Annotated in this window: 15 protein-coding genes and 1 pseudogene; 11 read left to right on the top strand and 5 right to left on the bottom strand. The window is 66.8% G+C overall.

Annotation, left to right across the window (positions count from 1 at the left end; genetic code table 11):
* The first annotated feature begins 2 nt into the window (after positions 1-2).
* Positions 3-377 (top strand): hypothetical protein, encoded by a 375-nt coding sequence (locus ASC79_RS03325; RefSeq protein ID WP_056019645.1) that lies wholly within the window; start codon positions 3-5, stop codon positions 375-377.
* On the opposite strand, the pseudogene phhA reads toward ASC79_RS03325, so the two are convergent.
* Positions 366-1,240 (bottom strand): annotated as a pseudogene (gene phhA, locus ASC79_RS03320) (phenylalanine 4-monooxygenase); the annotation flags it as partial. The gene ASC79_RS03325 and the pseudogene phhA sit on opposite strands and share 12 nt — an antisense overlap.
* A gap of 116 nt (positions 1,241-1,356) precedes the next feature.
* Positions 1,357-1,695, bottom strand: coding sequence for a heat shock protein HspQ (gene hspQ, locus ASC79_RS03315; RefSeq protein WP_056019638.1), 339 nt, complete (start codon positions 1,693-1,695; stop codon positions 1,357-1,359).
* A gap of 306 nt (positions 1,696-2,001) precedes the next feature.
* On the opposite strand from hspQ, the gene ASC79_RS03310 reads away from it, so the two are divergent.
* Positions 2,002-3,111, top strand: a complete 1,110-nt coding sequence (locus ASC79_RS03310) for a Ppx/GppA phosphatase family protein (protein ID WP_056020959.1) — start codon at positions 2,002-2,004, stop codon at positions 3,109-3,111.
* Positions 3,108-3,809 carry an RlmE family RNA methyltransferase gene (locus ASC79_RS03305; protein ID WP_056019635.1) on the top strand — a complete coding sequence of 234 codons (702 nt, stop codon included), beginning with the start codon at positions 3,108-3,110 and terminating at the stop codon, positions 3,807-3,809. Before ASC79_RS03310 ends, ASC79_RS03305 begins: the two co-directional genes overlap by 4 nt.
* On the opposite strand, the gene ASC79_RS03300 is transcribed toward ASC79_RS03305, so the two are convergent.
* A complete protein-coding gene (locus ASC79_RS03300) occupies positions 3,799-4,668 on the bottom strand; it encodes a LysR family transcriptional regulator (RefSeq protein WP_369817292.1) in 870 nt (289 codons plus the stop codon). The two genes, ASC79_RS03305 and ASC79_RS03300, sit on opposite strands and share 11 nt — an antisense overlap.
* 81 nt (positions 4,669-4,749) lie before the next feature.
* Between ASC79_RS03300 and ASC79_RS03295 the strand changes: the two genes are divergently transcribed.
* From ASC79_RS03295 to guaA, 5 genes are all read left to right on the top strand, one after another.
* On the top strand, positions 4,750-5,946 hold the full coding sequence (locus ASC79_RS03295; protein WP_156378315.1) for an MFS transporter: 1,197 nt from the start codon (positions 4,750-4,752) through the stop codon (positions 5,944-5,946).
* A gap of 71 nt (positions 5,947-6,017) precedes the next feature.
* A complete protein-coding gene (gene guaB, locus ASC79_RS03290; protein WP_056019627.1) occupies positions 6,018-7,478 on the top strand; it encodes an IMP dehydrogenase in 1,461 nt (486 codons plus the stop codon).
* Positions 7,478-7,873 carry an MAPEG family protein gene (locus ASC79_RS03285; RefSeq protein ID WP_056019624.1) on the top strand — a complete coding sequence of 132 codons (396 nt, stop codon included), beginning with the start codon at positions 7,478-7,480 and terminating at the stop codon, positions 7,871-7,873. Before guaB ends, ASC79_RS03285 begins: the two co-directional genes overlap by 1 nt.
* A 15-nt stretch (positions 7,874-7,888) precedes the next feature.
* Positions 7,889-9,178: an RsmB/NOP family class I SAM-dependent RNA methyltransferase gene (locus ASC79_RS03280; protein ID WP_056019619.1), complete on the top strand. Its 1,290-nt coding sequence runs from the start codon at positions 7,889-7,891 to the stop codon at positions 9,176-9,178.
* On the top strand, positions 9,175-10,734 hold the full coding sequence (guaA, locus tag ASC79_RS03275) for a glutamine-hydrolyzing GMP synthase (protein ID WP_056019616.1): 1,560 nt from the start codon (positions 9,175-9,177) through the stop codon (positions 10,732-10,734). The genes ASC79_RS03280 and guaA overlap by 4 nt, the downstream gene beginning before the upstream one ends.
* A gap of 45 nt (positions 10,735-10,779) precedes the next feature.
* Here the strand turns inward: guaA and ASC79_RS03270 are convergent, their stop codons facing one another.
* Both ASC79_RS03270 and ASC79_RS03265 read right to left on the bottom strand, forming a co-directional pair.
* Positions 10,780-12,987 carry a triacylglycerol lipase gene (locus ASC79_RS03270; protein WP_156378314.1) on the bottom strand — a complete coding sequence of 736 codons (2,208 nt, stop codon included), beginning with the start codon at positions 12,985-12,987 and terminating at the stop codon, positions 10,780-10,782.
* A gap of 199 nt (positions 12,988-13,186) precedes the next feature.
* The gene (locus tag ASC79_RS03265) at positions 13,187-13,660 is read right to left on the bottom strand and encodes an Lrp/AsnC family transcriptional regulator (RefSeq protein WP_056019610.1); all 474 of its coding nucleotides are present in this window, start codon (positions 13,658-13,660) and stop codon (positions 13,187-13,189) included.
* A gap of 127 nt (positions 13,661-13,787) precedes the next feature.
* On the opposite strand from ASC79_RS03265, the gene alr reads away from it, so the two are divergent.
* Genes alr through ASC79_RS03250 form a run of 3 tightly spaced genes read left to right on the top strand, consistent with a single transcriptional unit; the run spans position 13,788 to position 16,535 of the window.
* A complete protein-coding gene (gene alr / locus ASC79_RS03260; RefSeq protein WP_056019607.1) occupies positions 13,788-14,921 on the top strand; it encodes an alanine racemase in 1,134 nt (377 codons plus the stop codon).
* Positions 14,918-16,174, top strand: a complete 1,257-nt coding sequence (locus ASC79_RS03255; protein WP_056019604.1) for a D-amino acid dehydrogenase — start codon at positions 14,918-14,920, stop codon at positions 16,172-16,174. The genes alr and ASC79_RS03255 overlap by 4 nt, the downstream gene beginning before the upstream one ends.
* Before the next feature lie 16 nt (positions 16,175-16,190).
* Positions 16,191-16,535, top strand: a complete 345-nt coding sequence (locus ASC79_RS03250) for a RidA family protein (RefSeq protein ID WP_056019601.1) — start codon at positions 16,191-16,193, stop codon at positions 16,533-16,535.
* Positions 16,536-16,607 lie beyond the last annotated feature (72 nt).

Genomic DNA, 16,607 nt, shown 5'->3' with positions numbered 1-16,607 from the left:
CGATGCGACGGCTGCTTCCGGTTCTTCTGACGTCCCTGGCGCTTGCCGCCTGCGAAAAGCCGCTGACCGCGCCGGACAACCCCGGCGTCTGTTGGCGAATGGCTGAAGGGATGAACGGCAAGCCCGACTTCCGCCCCATCGCGCCGAACATCGACACGCTGGAGAACTGCGCCGTGCGGCTCGAGGGTCTGCACATGGTGACGGGGCAGCCGACCACGGGCGCGTTCCAGGGACGCTTCATCTACGTCACCGACGAGGAGATCTCCGTTGCCTCCGGCGCGAAGGCGCAGCGCTACCGGGTGTTCACGCCGGCCCAGCGGCAGGAAGTCCGCAAGGGCATCCAGACGTTGTTGGACCGCGAGAAGGCCGGCGGCTAGACCGCCGCCAACCGCCCGCCTGCGGTCGCATAGGCCTGGGTCCCGCAGGTGAAAATCCGATCTCCCGGCGCCATTGCGTCGATGGTGATGTCGGGCGCGCCGTCCAGTCGCGCATAGACGGCTGTGAAGTCCGCCAGAGTCGTCTCGCGCAGAGCCTTGAGCGATGGAATGACGAAGTAGACCTGTTGGAAATCATCGATCCGGTAAGGGGTGCGCATCACCCTTTCCAGATCGAAGCCGATCCGGTTGGGCGAGGGATCGTCGAGCGCGAAGATAGATTCAGCGTGACTTGAGACGATGCCGGCGCCGTAGATGCGCAGGCCTTCGGGGGTCTCCATCAGTCCGAACTCGACGGTGTACCAGTAGAGGCGCGCCAGATTGTGCAGCTGGCCGCGGCCCAAGGCCTTTAGCCCGCCCTCGCCATAGGCTTGCATGTAGTCGGCGAAGGTCGGGTCAGTCAGCATCGGCACGTGGCCGAACACGTCGTGAAAGACGTCAGGTTCCTGCAGGTAATCCAGTTCCTGCGGCTTGCGGATGAAGCGGCCGGCCGGAAAACGGCGGTTCGCCAAGTGGTCGAAGAAAACTTCGTCGGGAACCAGGCCGGGCACCGCCACGACGGACCAGCCGGTCAACTTGCGCAACTCCACATTGATGCGGTCGAACTCCGGGATCCCGCCACGATGCAGGTCCAGTGCGTCCAGACCCCTGAGAAATGCATCGCATGCGCGGCCGGGCAGCATTTCAACCTGGCGCTGATAGAGCGTGACCCAGACGTCATGCTCGGCCTGGGTGTAACTCGCCCAGTCCTGGTCGATGGTCCAATCAGCCCGGGCTCCGGGCGGCGGCGCGCCGTCAATACTCATGGGCGCCAGAATGAGCGCGTCTTCGGGGAATTTCCGTTCGAACTGTGCTCGAAATCGGCGGCTCGGCGGGTAAAGATTGCGCCTGTCGGCCCTCGATTGGAAGCCTTTGTCGGCTGCTAGTGGCTGATGCGCGGCCGCAACACGTAGTGGCCTTCCTGGAAGGATTCGAAGATCAGCGCAGCTTGAGGGTGGCCCACAGGCTCGCCGCTCTCATCCGGCATAAGGTTCTGCTCGGAGACATAGGCGACGTAGGCGTTCTCCTCGTTCTCGGCCAGCAGGTGATAGAACGGCTGGTCCTTGCGAGGGCGAATTTCTTCCGGAATCGAAAGCCACCACTGCTCGGTGTTCGCAAACGTCGGATCGACGTCAAAGATCACACCGCGGAAGGGGTAGTGGCGATGCCGCACGACCTGTCCGATGGCGTACTTCGCAAGGCGCGCTTCGGCGAGCACCATGGGAGGCGCCACCAAATCCCCACCGCTTTTTTCGATACGAGCGTCCATAAAACCGACTCTAGACCTCGGCGCCTAACTGGGAGGTGAACGTACTGCTCATCGCCCGGTGTGCAAGGGCGCGCCTTCCGAGAGGCGAACGGCCTTGCTACAGTCGCCTGTGAAACGAGGCGTCAGTTAGGCGCCTGCAGGGGACGGATGACGGTCCATGAGGGTGGCGCTGTTGAGCGTGTTCGGTTCGGACATGCTCCAAGGCCTTGAAATGCAAGCGTTCTGGTCGCCGTTCCGGTGACCGCCACGCTTGACCGGATTGCAGGTTCCGCGACCAGGAAGAGCCAAGTCGCGCCTGCGGCGGATTCGCCGTGCTACGGCGCGCTCGATCTGGGTACGAACAATTGCCGTTTGCTGATCGCGACCCCGACAGGGCGTGGTTTTCGCGTCGTCGAGGCCTATTCGCGCATCGTCCGTCTGGGCGAGGGGCTGTCGCAAACGGGGCGACTATCTGACGCAGCCATGGAGCGGGCGATGGCCGCGCTCAAGGTCAGCGCCGAGAAGGTGCGCCGCCGTAAGGTGGTCAAGCTCAAGGCGATCGCCACTCAGGCCTGTCGCGCCGCCGAAAACGGCAAGGAGTTCATCGACCGCGTCGCGGCCGAGACGGGCCTCGATCTTCAGATCATCACGCCGCGGGAAGAGGCCCACCTGTCGGTCGCCGGCTGCCTCAACCTGTTGGACCGAAAGGCGGCTGCGGCCCTGGTCGTCGATGTCGGCGGCGGCTCGACGGAGCTGTCCTGGGTCGATCTGACCGCGGGCGGGCTCGAGGCCGAGCTTGGAAAGTTCTCCGCCTCGCAACTGCCGATCAAGGCGTGGCTGTCCATTCCCATTGGCGTCGTCACCCTTGCTGAACGCTTCCCGGAGGGCGAGCGGGCGACCGAGAGCTGGTTCCGCGCCATGGTCGAGGCCGTGAAGGATGAACTCGGCGCGTTCCGGCATGCCGACGAAATGCGACCGGTGTTCGACGCCGGCGATGCGCACCTGGTCGGCACCTCAGGCGCCATCACCAGTCTGGCCGGTATGCACCTGGGACTGCGCCGCTACGACCGCAGCGTGGTGGACGGCATCTGGATGAGCCGTGACCAGTGCGACGCGGCCGCGCAAATGCTGCTTGAACTCAGCCCCCAGGAGCGCGCCGGCCAACCCTGCATCGGTCCTGATCGTGCGGATCTCGTCCTCGCGGGCGCCGCGATCCTGCAGGCGGTTCAGGAACTTTGGCCCTGCACCCGCGTACGGGTCGCCGACCGTGGCCTGCGCGAAGGCATCCTGATGTCGCTGATGTCCGGCGCCGGAAAGCGCAAACGCCGGCGGCGCCGGCGGCGCGGCCGTGGATCGGGCGCCGGTTCCGCTGTAAACGCTTCTGAATGAGCGAACCTCCCCGCAAGCGAATGGTCAAACCGCCCTCAGGCGGACTGGAAGAGGGGCGGGGCAAACCCGCCCGCCTGAAGACGGCCAAGGATCGCACGCCTTCTCAACAGGCCTGGCTGAACCGGCAGATCAACGACCCCTTCTCGGCGAAGGCGCGTGCGCACGGCTATCGCAGCCGCGCGGCCTACAAGATGACGGAGCTGGATGACCGTCTGAAGTTGCTGAAGCCCGGCGCACGGGTCATCGACCTGGGGCTTGCGCCCGGCGGTTGGACGCAGGTGGCCATTGAGCGCGGGGTCACCAACATCGTTGGCGTCGACCTGTTGCCGGTCGATCCGTTGCCGCCGGCCCATATCCTGGAGATGGATTTCACCGATCCGGTCTGCGGTCCGATGCTGATCGAACTGCTGGGCGGCCGCCCGGACGTCGTGCTGTCGGACATGGCGCCGAACACGGTCGGACACCGGCGTACCGATCACCTCCGGATCATGGGGCTGATCGAGGCCGCCGCAGAATTCGCCATCAGCGTCCTGAAGCCCGGCGGGTCGTTTGTCGCCAAGGCCTTCCAGGGGGGCGAGACTTCGGAGGTGATCGCCGACCTGAAGCGGCACTTCAACGAGGTGAAGAACATCAAGCCAAAGGCCAGCCGGGCGGATTCCTCGGAAGTCTATCTGATCGCGATCGGCTTCAAGGGGTGAGCGGCGGGGGGGCGGTTTGTGCTCCCTCAGCCACCAGCCAGTCACGGAACCGGTCCAGCGCACGGCTGCTGACACCAGGCGTCGTCAATATGGCGAATGCGCTCTCGGCCTTTCGAAAGCCCATCGGCGCGACAAGGCGGCTGTTGCGCACATAGTCGGCGACCAGTGGCCAAGGCATCACTGCGGCTCCCAGCCCGGCGATGGCGGCGTCGAGGGCGAAGTGCAGGTGCGCGAACGGTTGCTCGGGGCCCGGCGGCAGTTCGACGCCGGTCAGGGCGGCCCAAATGGCCCACCCCTGCGGATGGGTCTGGGCCATCAGGCGCGGCGCAGCCTGCGGTGAGGCGGCGTACCGCTGTGCCAAGCCGGGCGACATGACCAGTCCCAGGTGATTGGCCATGAAGCCGGTCGCCTCTGGTTCGCTCAACCGACTGCTGGGCACGATCCGAACGACGGCATGCGCGCCGCGATACGAATTGGCGTGCGACGGCAGTTCGGCCAGCTCGACGTTCACTGACGGATACGCGGCGGTGAACCTTGCAAGCCGCGGGATCAGCCACTTGACCGAGACGCTGGCGTTGACCGCGATCAGCAGATCCTCGCCGCCGGCCCGCACCTGCCCGACCGCCGCGGCGATCTGGTCGAAAGCGCCTGTCAGCGCCGGCAACAGCCGCCGTCCAGCCTCGGTCAATTCAAGGCGGTGCTTGGGGCCGCTGAACAGCCTTACGCCCAATTGGTCTTCCAGCGCTTTCACTTGCCGGCTTACGGCGCTGTGGGTGACGTTCAGTTCCTCGGCGGCCAAGGTCGCGCGGCCAGTCCGCGCCATCGCCTCGAAGGCCCTAAGAGCGTTCAAGGAAGGCATAGGCCTTGATGTGATATTTTCGAACATCAAGATGCCAATATATCGTTTTCCTCAATTCTCCAATTGGCGCACAAGCTCGCCATGTCAGGTGAGCCCGCCCAGCATCGACCGCCCAAGACGCTTGTCACGCTGGTGTTGGGGCTGGGCCAGATCGTCGCCTTCGCTTCCAGCTACTATCTGATGGGAGCGCTGGGCGACCCGATCGCCCGCGATCTTGGCCTGGCTCCGACCCTCATCTTCGCGCTGACGTCGGCGTCGCTGGCGGTCTCTCCGATCCTTTCGCCCGCTGCCGGACGCTGGATCGACCGAAGCGGCGGCAAGGTCGTCTTGCTGGTCTCCAACCTGATCTTCGCGTCGGCGCTGGTGCTGTTGGCCCGCGCCGCCGATGTCGCCGGCCTGACCTTGGCGATGGCGGCGTTGGGCGTCGGAATGACCATCGGCATGTACGGCACGCCGTTCGCGATCCTGGTGGCGCTCTACGGCGAGGAAGCCAGGCGTCCGATCACCGGCGTGGCGGTGCTGGGCGGTCTGGGTTCGGCGGTGGGATGGCCGGTCACGGCCTGGATGGCCGAGACGATGGGGTGGCGCGGCGCGTGCCTGGCCTGGGCGGCCGCGCATCTGCTGGTCTGCCTTCCCCTGGTCGTCCTGGTGACGCCTCGTGTTGTCGTGCGGCCACGCGACGCCGCGAGCCCGCCTGCGGCCCCGGTGGTCTGGGATCGACGAATGATTCAACTCGCCACGATCTTCGCCTGCGCCTGGTTCATCTCCAGCGCGATGGCCAATCACATGCCGCGCCTGCTGGCCGGCTTTGGCCTGACGCCTTCGCATGCGGCGGCGGTGGCCGGACTCGTGGGGCTGGCGGCGGTCGGCGTGCGATTGGCCGAGTTCACGGTCCTGCGCCGCGTGCCGATCCTGATCTCGACGCGGCTCGCGACGCTGCTGCATCCCTTGGGCGCGACCGCGTTGGTGTCGTTCGGCGCCAAGGCGGCTCCGTTGATGGCGCTGGGGCAGGGCGGCGGCAACGGCATGATGACCGTGGCCAAGGGCGTGCTGCCGCTCAGTCTCTTCGGACAGGCGAACTATGGCTACCGCTCGGCGCTGCTCTCCCAGCCGGCGCAGGTGCTGCAGGTCGGCGGCCCGGCGCTCTACGGCATGGCGCTGGCCGAGTCGCCGACCGCCGCCCTGGGCCTTTCATCGGCCCTTTGCCTAGTCATGTTCGCCATGACTTTCGGCCTTCAGAACCGTTCCCAACCCCAGAAGGAGCACGCTGCGGCATGATTACGCTCGATCCAGCCCTTGCCGGGAGCGCCCGAGAGGGCTTATACGCGGCTCGCAAAATGGAGCCTTACATGGACATTCGCGAAGGTCTCACCTTCGACGACGTTTTGCTGGAACCGGGTGCGTCCGACGTGATGCCTACCCAGGTGGACACCGCCACCAAGTTCACCCGCGAAATCAGTCTCAATATTCCCCTCGTGTCCTCCGCCATGGACACGGTCACCGAAAGCCGCCTCGCCATCGCCATGGCCCAGGCCGGCGGTCTGGGCGTTCTGCATCGGAACCTCACCGTCGAGGAGCAGGCCGACCAGGTCCGCGAGGTGAAGCGCTACGAAAGCGGGATGGTCATCAACCCGCTGACCATTCACCCGGAAACGACGCTGCGCGAAGTTCGCGAGATCAAGGCGCGCCGCAAAATCTCGGGCTTCCCGGTCGTCGAGCCTGGCACGGGCAAGCTGGTCGGCATCCTGACCAACCGCGACATGCGTTTCGAAGGCAGCGACGATATCCCGGCCAAGGAACTGATGACCAAGGACAACCTCATCGTTGTCCGCGAAGGCGTCAGCCAGGCCGAGGCGCGCGAGCTGCTGCGCAAGCACAAGATCGAACGCCTGATCGTCGTCGACGAGGCCTATCACGCCGTCGGCCTGATCACCGTCAAGGACATGGAGAAGGCCCAGGCCTATCCGATCGCCGCCAAGGACGCTCAAGGGCGCCTTCTGGTCGGCGCGGCCTCGACCGTGGGTGATGCGGGCTATGAACGCTCGATGGCACTGGTGGACGCTGGTGTGGACGTGGTGGTGATCGACACCGCGCACGGTCACAACGCCGACGTCGCCAAGGCCGTTGGCCGGCTGAAGCGCGAGACCAACCGCGTTCAGATCGTGGCCGGCAATGTCGCCACCTATGAAGGCGCTCGCGCCCTGATCGACGCCGGCGCCGACGCCGTGAAGGTCGGCATCGGGCCTGGCTCGATCTGCACCACCCGCATCGTCGCGGGCGTGGGCGTGCCGCAGCTGACCGCGATCGCCGACGCCGTCCGCGCCGCCAAGGGTACGGACGTCCCAGTCATCGCCGACGGCGGCATCAAGTACTCGGGCGATCTGGCCAAGGCGCTGGCCATGGGCGCGCACGTGGCCATGATGGGTTCGGCCTTCGCCGGCACCGATGAGGCGCCAGGCGAGGTGTTCCTCTACCAGGGCCGTTCCTACAAAGCCTATCGCGGCATGGGTTCGCTGGGCGCCATGGCCAATGGCTCAGCCGACCGCTACTTCCAGAAGGAAGTCTCGGCGCTGAAGCTGGTGCCTGAGGGCATCGAGGGCCAGGTCGCCTACAAGGGGCCGATCGGAGCCATCCTGCACCAGATGGTCGGCGGCCTGCGGGCGGCCATGGGCTATGTGGGCGCGGGCGATCTCGAAACCTTCCGCAACAAGGCGCGGTTCATCCGCATCACCGGCGCGGGGCTTCGTGAGAGCCATGTTCACGACGTGATGATGACCCGCGAGGCGCCGAACTATACGAGCCCGGTCTGATGACCATGGCCGTCGAACTGAAGCTTCTGGGCGTGGCCGTGATCATCGGCCTTGTTCAGTTGATCTGGGCGGCGGCCGCGGCTCGGGGCCAGCAAGGCCTGGAGTGGGGCAGGGGGCCGCGTGACGAGCCCCGGCCGCTTTCCGGAAACGCCGCGCGGCTGGAGCGTTCGTTCTCCAATTTCATGGAGACGTTTCCGCTTCACGCCGCGGCGGTGGTCGTGGCGTACCTCGCGGCCAAGCTGGGCGACCTGACCATGTGGGGCTCGCTGCTCTATGTCATCGCTCGCGCCTTTCATCCGATCGCCTACATCCTCGCCGTTCCCTTTGCGCGCAGCCTGGTCTGGTTCGTAGGGTTCGGCGGCACATTGGCGGTCGTGGCCGCCATCTTCCTCTGACTATGAGAACAGCCCTTGCGTGACGGCGGACGCCTCTCCGCAGCCATCGAGATCCTCACCGACGTCGAGACGCGCCACCGGCCTGTGAAGCTGGCGTTGAAGGCGTGGGGTGATGCGTCCCGGTTTGCTGGATCGAAGGACCGGGCCTGGGTCTCCGGCCTGGTGCTCGATGTCCTGCGTCGCCGCCGTTCGCTGGCCTGGCGCATGGGCGACGACAGTCCGCGGGCCGCGGTCCTTTGCGCGCTGCACGTCCTGTGGAATTGGCCGCTTGAGCGGATTGCGGAAGCTGCGGGCGACGCACCCCATGGGCCCGGGCCGCTCAGCGAGGCCGAACACGCCGCGCTGGTGCAGCCGCGCGAGCTGGCCGATGCGCCGCCGTCGATCCGCGGCGACTATCCCGAGTGGCTGCAGCCGTCGTTCGCGCGGGCCTTTGGCCACGACGCGGCCCTGGAGGGCGCCATGCTCTCCGAGCGCGCGCCGGTGGACCTCCGGGTCAACACCCTGAAGACCGACGCCGAGCAGGCGCTGAAGGCGCTTGCCCCGCTAAACGCCGAGCCGACCGGCGTGTTGCCGAACGCCTTGCGTATCGCAGCGCCTGATCCCAGCCAGCGTAGCCAATCGCTGGAAGCGGTTCCGGCCTTCTCCAAGGGCTGGTTCGAGGTCCAGGACCTCGCCTCCCAGATCGCCGCCGAGGCGGCGGGCCAGATCAAGGGCGCCCAGGTGCTCGACCTTTGCGCCGGGGGCGGGGGCAAGACCTTGGCTCTGGCGGCGGCGATGGCGAACAAGGGCCAGATCTACGCCTACGACAGCGAGGCGCGTCGGCTGGCCGACACTGTGCGCCGCGCCGAGCGCGCCGGCGTGCGCAATCTGCAGGTTCGCTCCCCGATCTATCCCGACGCCCTGAAGGGCCTGGACGGCAAGATCGACGTGGTCTTCATAGACGCGCCGTGCACCGGAACGGGCGCCTGGCGCCGCCACCCCGACACCAAGTGGCGGCTGAAGCCGGCCACGCTCGCCCAGCGCATCGCCGACCAGGACGAGGTCCTCGATCGGGGCGTCCAGTTCGTGAAGCCGGGCGGCCGCATCGTCTACGTCACCTGCTCTGTGTTGCCGGAAGAGGACGAGGACCGCATCGCGGCTTTCCTTGAGCGCTGGATGGACTTCAGCGTGGTCCCGGCCACTTCCAACCCGAACCTGACCCGTCATCTGACGGCGGAAGGATACCTTCGTCTTTCGCCCCGCAGCTCGGCCACGGACGGCTTCTTCGTCTCGGTGCTTGAGCGCGCCAAATGGACCCCGCAATGACTCAACAAGCCCACGAACGCGTCCTGATCGTCGACTTCGGCAGCCAGGTGACCCAGCTCATCGCCCGCCGGGTGCGCGAGAGCGGCGTCTATTGCGAGGTGCATCCCTTCGACAAGGTCGAGGCGATGCTTGAGACCTTCGGTCCCAAGGCGGTGATCCTGTCAGGCGGCCCGGCCAGCGTCCACGAGGACGAGAGCCCTGCGGTGACCAAGAAGGTCTTCGCCTTGGACGTCCCGGTGCTGGGCATCTGCTACGGCGAGCAGACCATGTGCGCCGAGCTGGGCGGCAAGGTCGAGCCGGGCACCACCCGCGAGTTCGGCCGCGCCGAGATCGAGATCGTCAAGGAAAGCCCGCTGCTGGAAGGCTTTGGTGGGATCGGTCATCGCGAAACCGTCTGGATGAGCCATGGCGACAAGGTCACGGCGCTGCCGATGGGCTTTGAGACCGTCGCGGTGTCCGAGGGCTCGCCGTTCGCGGTGATCGCCGACGAGGGCCGGCGCTTCTACGGCATCCAGTTCCACCCTGAGGTCGCGCACACCCCGCGTGGGGCGCTGATGCTGCGCAACTTCACCCACAAGATCGCCGGCCTGAAGGGCGACTGGACCATGGCCGCCTTCCGCGGCGAGATGGTTCAGAAGATCCGCGACCAGGTGGGCGAGGGCAAGGTGATCTGCGGCCTGTCCGGCGGCGTCGACTCATCGGTGGCGGCGGTGCTGATCCACGAGGCGATCGGCGATCAGCTGACCTGCGTGTTCGTGGACACTGGGCTGCTGCGGAAGGACGAGGCCACGCAGGTCGTGACCATGTTCCGAGATCACTATAACATTCCGCTGGTACATGTTGATGCCGGTGATCTTTTCCTTGGCGAGCTGGCGGGGATTTCCGACCCGGAAACCAAGCGCAAGACCATCGGTCGCCTGTTCATCGACGTCTTCGACAAGGAGGCGGCCAAGATCGACGGGGCCAATTTCCTCGCCCAGGGCACGCTCTATCCCGACGTGATCGAGAGCGTCTCGGCCCGCGGCGGTCCCTCGGCGGTGATCAAGAGCCACCACAATGTCGGCGGCCTGCCGGACTACATGAAGCTCAAGCTGGTCGAGCCGCTGCGCGAGCTGTTCAAGGACGAGGTGCGGGCGTTGGGCGTCGAGCTGGGCCTGCCGCCGGCCTTTGTGGGCCGCCATCCGTTCCCGGGGCCGGGCCTGGCGATCCGCATTCCTGGCGAGATCACCAAGGAAAAGGTCGCCGTGCTGCAGCAGGCCGACGCCATCTATCTTGAGGAAATCCGCAAGGCCGGGCTCTACGACAGCATCTGGCAGGCCTTCGCCGTATTGCTGCCGGTCAAGACGGTTGGCGTGATGGGCGATGCGCGCACCTACGAGGACGTGCTGGCCCTGCGGGCCGTCACCTCGACGGATGGGATGACGGCCGACTTCTTTGAATTTCCTTGGGAAGTTCTCGGCCGCTGCGCCACGCGGATCATCAACGAGGTGCGCGGCGTGAACCGCGTCGTCTACGACGTGACCTCCAAGCCGCCCGGCACGATCGAGTGGGAATAGGCGACTAGCGGCAGGTTTTCCGCCGCCAGTCGCAGAAACCTGCCGTCAGCTCGGCCTTGACCAGGTCGAGAGCACGACCTGCCGTTCGACCTCGTCCGCATTTTGCAGGGTGAGCGTCCAGGTCGCCTTGGCGACCGGCCGGTCGACGAGCAGAGATCGGAAAATCTGGCTGGCCTCTGGCTTGCCGGTCAGGTTGGTCCCCACCACCGCGCCCTTGTCGTCGCTCAGAGTCGCCGAGACCTTGGTTGCGGCGACGAAGGTCATGCCGAAGTCACGGGCGTCGCGAACCGGGATGGCGACCTTCAGCGTCTGGCCCGGCGCAAGCTTCACGATCTGCGAGAAGTCCGGCTTGACCGAGGCGGCGTCCGTCCGACCGCCTTCGGCGGCGTCGAGCCCCGAAGCGAGCGCATTGAGCGGCGAGGCGAGCGCCGAGAGCTTGACGCTCTCAGCCGCCTTCTTCGGCCCGATGGCGACGCGCGGCTTCACGAACGAGGCGAAGCCTTCCGTGCCGGTCATGCTGGTGTGCAGGACGCCCTGCTGCTCAACGTCCGTGATCTGCCAGGTCGCTGAGGGGACGGTCACCACGCCGTCGTTGTCGGCGTACATGTAGCAGATGGCCGGCAGCGGATTTCCGGCGAGAACCGAGAACTCCACGCCCTTGCGCTCGGTGTGGACCGCGTTGAACTGCTCGACCACGCTTGGCCGCAGTTCGCGCAGCGCATCCATCGACTGGCCGGCGGTTTCCAAGGGCGCGCTGATCATGTCCGCGCAGCGGCTGCCCATGTTGGGCGTGCCGAGCATGACCAGGTGGGCCACCTGCGGCTTGCCGTCCGGATAGCTTGGCATGGAGGCGTGGATGTAGCGCCGGCTGATCAGCCCGCCCATCGAGTGCGCGACGAGATCGACGTGCCAGGCGTTGCGGTCCTGCTGGGCGTGTTTGACGTACTGCCCGAGTTCGACGGCGTTCTGGGCGATGGTGTTGGTCGGATCGAAATTACCCATCTCCTCGCCGGTCCTCATTCGGCCGTGTTGGGCCTTCTCGCCCACAGGGAAGGCTTTCCAGTCGTAGGAGTGGGTGGTGGTCAGGATGTTCTGCCAGGACTCCCAGGCCCTCCAGTTCGACCAGAGGCCGTGAACGAGGACCAGCGGCTTGGGCGCGACCTTCAGGTTGCGCGTCATGTCGTCGACCTTCTTGCCGGCGTCCTCGACCTCGGCCTTGATGCGTTGGATCAATCTCGGCCGCCCGTCGTCGAACCAGGCGTAGCCCGAGGAATCCCACTTGAACGTCACTTCGCGCTGCTCGCCCGCGGGGACGTTGACCGAAAGCTCCTCCAACAGGCCGTCGGGGCGCGCACTGTCCCACTTGTCGCCCTTGTAGGTGTCGCGGAACTTGACCGTCGCAGACTTCTCCTCGGGACCGTCATTGGCGACGACCGCGGTGATCCGGACGATATTGCCGTCGACGGTGCCCTTCTGCTCCACGATGTCCTGCCAGGCGTCCCAGGTGGGGAAGCGCATGTCCTCGAACTTCACATCGATCAGTCGCAGGTCGCCGCCGCAGCGGCGAAGGTTCCAGCGCAGCGTTTCCGTCACGCCTGAGTAGGTGACGGAGTGGCTGCCGTTCAGCCGGTCGAGATCATTGGGCAGGGCCCGGTCTTCGCCGCTGCTGGAGAAGCGCACGGCGTCGATGGTCGTGGGCGTGTCAGGGATGCTTTGGTTCACGCCCTTCTTGGGCGTGCACTGGCCGCTGTAGCTCGCTGAGTTCGAGCCGGAGACGGTGCCCTTCATCTCGGGGAGCAGGACGCCGACGCGATAGGTCCCATCAGAGTCCATGCTGATGTCGACGCCGGCCTCCAGTCCGCTGCCGTTCGCGCGGGTCTCACTCTTGGTGACGAAATTGCCCGACATGGTGCGCGCCGTCTGCGTGTGGGGGCAGATGTGCTGGTCCTTGGCGGCCGTGGTCTCGGTCGAGATCGAGCTCAGGCTGATGTTCGCCCGGCCGAGGCTCAACTCCGGCTCCGGCGCAGGGCGAACCGCGACCTGCGCAGCATATTCGTAGGTCATCGACCAGTTCGTCGTGTCGGTCCCCTTGCGGGAGACGCGCTCGACCGTCTTGGAGCTGCTGTTGGCCTGGGATCGGGAGTACTGCACCGAGCCCGACCAGCCGCGCGTGCACTGGGCGGCTTCGGCCACGACGGGGACCGCGGTGGTCGACAGCATCAAACCGATGGCGAGTGCCGGCAAAGTGCGCAAAGCGATCCTCCAGATCCCCGTGTCTGAACGGCGGCGCAGATTTGCCCCACCGCGCCGGCGATCAGCGTGCACGCCAGCGGGCCCCCATCTCGCGGGCGGTCCCGCGGCTGAAGCAGAATTCTACGAACAGGGCGATCGGCGGGACGAAACCTACCGACGTGGACGGCCGCGGGCCCGGGCCGGTGGCCGGCTTCGACGTTCAGCCGGCCTTGCGGCGCGTCGGGCGGTGTTGGAGGACGTTGCGCATCGCCAGGCTGGAATGGATGCGCGCGACCCCGGGCAGGCGCGAGAGGATGTCGGTGTGGATCGCCTCGTAGTCCGCGGTCGAGGCGCCTGAGACCCGCAGGATGTAGTCGACGTCGCCGGTCATCAGGTAGCACTCCTCGATTTCGGGATGCTCGCGGACGGCGGCCTCGAAGCGGCGCAGGTATTCCTCGGTCTGCTTCTCCAGCGTCAGGCGCACGATGGCGATGATCCGCTCGCCGGAGTCGGGCGCGGACACGATGGCGGTGTAGCCACGGATCACGCCGCGTTCCTCGAGCATCCGGATTCGCCGCAGGCAGGCGGAGGCGGAGAGCCCCACCTCGGCGGCCAGTTCGCTGTTCGGTCGCCGGCCGTCCAGTCGAAGGAGTCGGATGAGGCTGCGGTCGGTATCGTCGAGGGAAATGGTCATGTGTTGCGTCGAGGTGGCGGATATGTGCGCAAATCGGTCTTGAGCGCTTGAGTATACGGACATTAGGCGAAACGTTCGAATTATCTTCGAGTAGCCTGTGCTTGGCGCGACGCGCGGGAGGCATGGGATGGCGAATTTCGAGGACGTTGCCGAAGCCTTGGCCGGCGGCCGCCTGACCATCGATCTCGCCGCCTTGCGCGCCAACTATGAGCTGATCGCCGCGAAGGCGGCCCCGTCGCACACCGCCGCGGTGGTGAAGGCCGACGCCTATGGCCTGGGCGCCGAGCGCGTCGCGCAGGAACTGGCCGCCGCCGGGTGCCGGGACTTCTTCGTGGCCATGATCGCCGAGGCGCTGGCGCTGAGGCCCAGCCTGCCAGCGAACGCGAAGCTCTATGTGCTGAACGGGCTGGCGCCCGGCGCCGAGCAGGCCTGCGTCCAGGCCAAAGCGATCCCGGTGCTCAATTCGCTGCCGCAGGCCGAGCGCTGGCGGGCCGAGGCGCGGCGTCAGGGCCGCAAGCTGGCGGCCGTCATCCAGGTGGACAGCGGGATGTCGCGCCTGGGGTTCTCGGCCGACGAGATCGAGAGGCTGCCGGACGGCTTCCCTGCGGACGTCGACGTCGTGCTGGTGATGAGCCATCTGGCCTGCGCCGACACGCCGAACGCCGCCTCGAACCAGGAGCAGTTGGCGCGGTTCGAAGCGCTGGCCGATCGGATCGGCCCCGGCGTCCCGCGGTCCATCGCCAACTCCGCGGGGGTATGGATCTCACCCAGCTTCGGCGAAGACCTCGTGCGACCGGGCCTGGCGCTATATGGCGCCTCGCCGATCGAGGGGGTGGAGCGGCCGGTGCGCCCCGTGGTCCGGCTGGAGGCGCGGGTGATCCAACTTCGCAGCGTCGAGGCGGGCGCGGGCGTCGGCTATGGCCTGACCTATGTCGCGCCAGAACGGCGGCGCCTGGCGACGATCTCGGTGGGTTATGCCGACGGCTGGCCCAGGCGACTGGGCGGCCGCGCGGCGGCCTATCTGGGCGAGGTGCGCCTGCCGATCGTCGGGCGCGTTTCGATGGACAGCATGACGCTGGATGTCAGCGCCGTGCCTGAAGGCGCGCTGGCCGAAGGGGACTTCGTCGAGCTGATCGGTCCCCACCAGTCGCTGGAGACGCTGGCGGGCGCGGCCGAGACCGTCGCTTATGAAATTCTGACCGGGCTGGCACGGCGTTTCTCGCGCACCTACCTGGGCGCTTGCGTGGAGATTGACGCATGAAGGTGGCAGTGCTCGGCGGCGGGGTCATCGGCGTCTCGTCCGCCTACTATCTGGCCAAGGCCGGTCACGAGGTCACTGTCATCGAGCGGCAGGCCGGACCAGCGCTGGAAACCAGCTTCGCAAATGCCGGCGAGATCTCGCCGGGCTACGCCTCTCCGTGGGCGGGACCGGGCATTCCGGCCAAGGCGGTCAAGTGGCTGCTGATGGAGCACGCGCCGCTGATCCTGAAGCCGAAGTTCGACGTGGCGACCATCGGCTGGCTGCTCTCGACCCTGCGCAACTGCACCGAGGGACGATACGCGATCAACAAGAGCCGAATGGTGCGGCTGGCGGAGTACAGCCGCGACCTGCTGATCGCGCTGCGGGCCGAGACGGGCGTCGCCTATGACGAACGCAGCCGCGGCACCCTGCAGTTGTTCCGGACCCAGGCGCAGATGGACGGCATCGGCAAGGACGTCGAGGTGCTGAAGTCCTATGGCGTGCCCTACGAGGTGCTGGATGCGGCGGGCTGCGTCGGCGCCGAACCTGGCCTGGCCAATGCGCTGGAGCCGATCGTCGGGGGGCTGCGGCTGCCCAACGACGAGACCGGCGACTGCTTCAAGTTCACCAACGCCCTGGCCGATATCGCCAAGGGGATGGGGGTCGACTTCCAGTTCGACACAGCCATCGAAGGTCTGCGCAAAGAGGGCGGCGCGGTCGCCGCTGTGCGGACCAGCCGCGGCGAGGTGACGGCCGACGCCTTCCTGGTGGCGATGGGCAGCTATTCGCCGGCCCTGGTCGCGTCGTTCGGGATGCGGTTGCCGGTCTATCCGGTGAAGGGCTATTCGATCACTGCGCCGATCCTCGACGCCGAGCGCGCGCCAGTCTCGACGCTGCTGGACGAGAGCTACAAGGTGGCGATCACCCGGCTGGGCGACCGCATCCGGGTCGGCGGCATGGCCGAGATCTCGGGCTTCAACAACGACCTGCACCCCCGCCGCCGGCGCACGCTGGAGCATTCCATGCAGAGCCTGTTCCCTGGGGCGGGCGACGCCGCCGCGGCGAGCTTCTGGTCGGGGCTGCGCCCGATGACCCCGGACGGCACGCCGGTGGTGGGCGCCACGCCGATCGGAAAGCTGTTCCTGAACACTGGACACGGCACCCTCGGCTGGACCATGGCCTGCGGATCAGGGCAGGTGATCGCCGACGTGATCAGCGGCGCGGCGAGCGCCATCGACACACGGGATCTGGCGATCTCGCGATATTCAAACTGAGAAGGAAATGAGCCCCATGGCGATCGAACGTATCGAAGCCGGCCCCCGCATGAGCCAGGCCGTGGTCCACGGCGACACCGTCTACCTGGCCGGCCAGGTCGGCGCCCCGGGCGAGAGCGTCACCGTCCAGACCCAGGCGGTGCTCGCCTCGATCGAGAAGCTGCTGGCGCAAACCGGCAGCGACAAGTCGAAGATCCTGACCGCCACCATCTGGCTGGCCGACATGGCCGACTTCGCCGAGATGAACGCGGTCTGGGACAAGTGGGTCGACGGCAAGGATGCGCCGGCGCGGGCCACGGGCGAGGCCAAGCTGGCCACGCCGGCCTACAAGGTCGAGATCATCATCGTCGCCGCCCGCTAGGGCTTCAGCGACGGATCGGACGAGGCCCGGCGGGAGGCTCCTGCCGGGCCTTTTCTTTGTCGCGCAGGCCGG

Source organism: Phenylobacterium sp. Root1290 (genome assembly GCF_001425305.1).
Taxonomy (GTDB): domain Bacteria; phylum Pseudomonadota; class Alphaproteobacteria; order Caulobacterales; family Caulobacteraceae; genus Phenylobacterium.
Note: the sequence above shows the minus strand (reverse complement) of the source record. Positions and strands in the feature narration are given on the sequence as shown.

Bases quoted from the DNA above. Each gene is read 5' to 3' on its own strand.
- ASC79_RS03325 (WP_056019645.1), top strand. From the start codon at position 3: ATGCGACGGCTGCTTCCGGTTCTTCTGACGTCCCTGGCGCTTGCCGCC.
- hspQ (WP_056019638.1), bottom strand. From the start codon at position 1,695: ATGGTGCTCGCCGAAGCGCGCCTTGCGAAGTACGCCATCGGACAGGTC.
- ASC79_RS03305 (WP_056019635.1), top strand. From the start codon at position 3,108: ATGAGCGAACCTCCCCGCAAGCGAATGGTCAAACCGCCCTCAGGCGGA.
- ASC79_RS03300 (WP_369817292.1), bottom strand. From the start codon at position 4,668: ATGCCTTCCTTGAACGCTCTTAGGGCCTTCGAGGCGATGGCGCGGACT.
- ASC79_RS03295 (WP_156378315.1), top strand. From the start codon at position 4,750: ATGTCAGGTGAGCCCGCCCAGCATCGACCGCCCAAGACGCTTGTCACG.
- guaB (WP_056019627.1), top strand. From the start codon at position 6,018: ATGGACATTCGCGAAGGTCTCACCTTCGACGACGTTTTGCTGGAACCG.
- ASC79_RS03285 (WP_056019624.1), top strand. From the start codon at position 7,478: ATGACCATGGCCGTCGAACTGAAGCTTCTGGGCGTGGCCGTGATCATC.
- guaA (WP_056019616.1), top strand. From the start codon at position 9,175: ATGACTCAACAAGCCCACGAACGCGTCCTGATCGTCGACTTCGGCAGC.
- ASC79_RS03265 (WP_056019610.1), bottom strand. From the start codon at position 13,660: ATGACCATTTCCCTCGACGATACCGACCGCAGCCTCATCCGACTCCTT.
- alr (WP_056019607.1), top strand. From the start codon at position 13,788: ATGGCGAATTTCGAGGACGTTGCCGAAGCCTTGGCCGGCGGCCGCCTG.
- ASC79_RS03255 (WP_056019604.1), top strand. From the start codon at position 14,918: ATGAAGGTGGCAGTGCTCGGCGGCGGGGTCATCGGCGTCTCGTCCGCC.
- ASC79_RS03250 (WP_056019601.1), top strand. From the start codon at position 16,191: ATGGCGATCGAACGTATCGAAGCCGGCCCCCGCATGAGCCAGGCCGTG.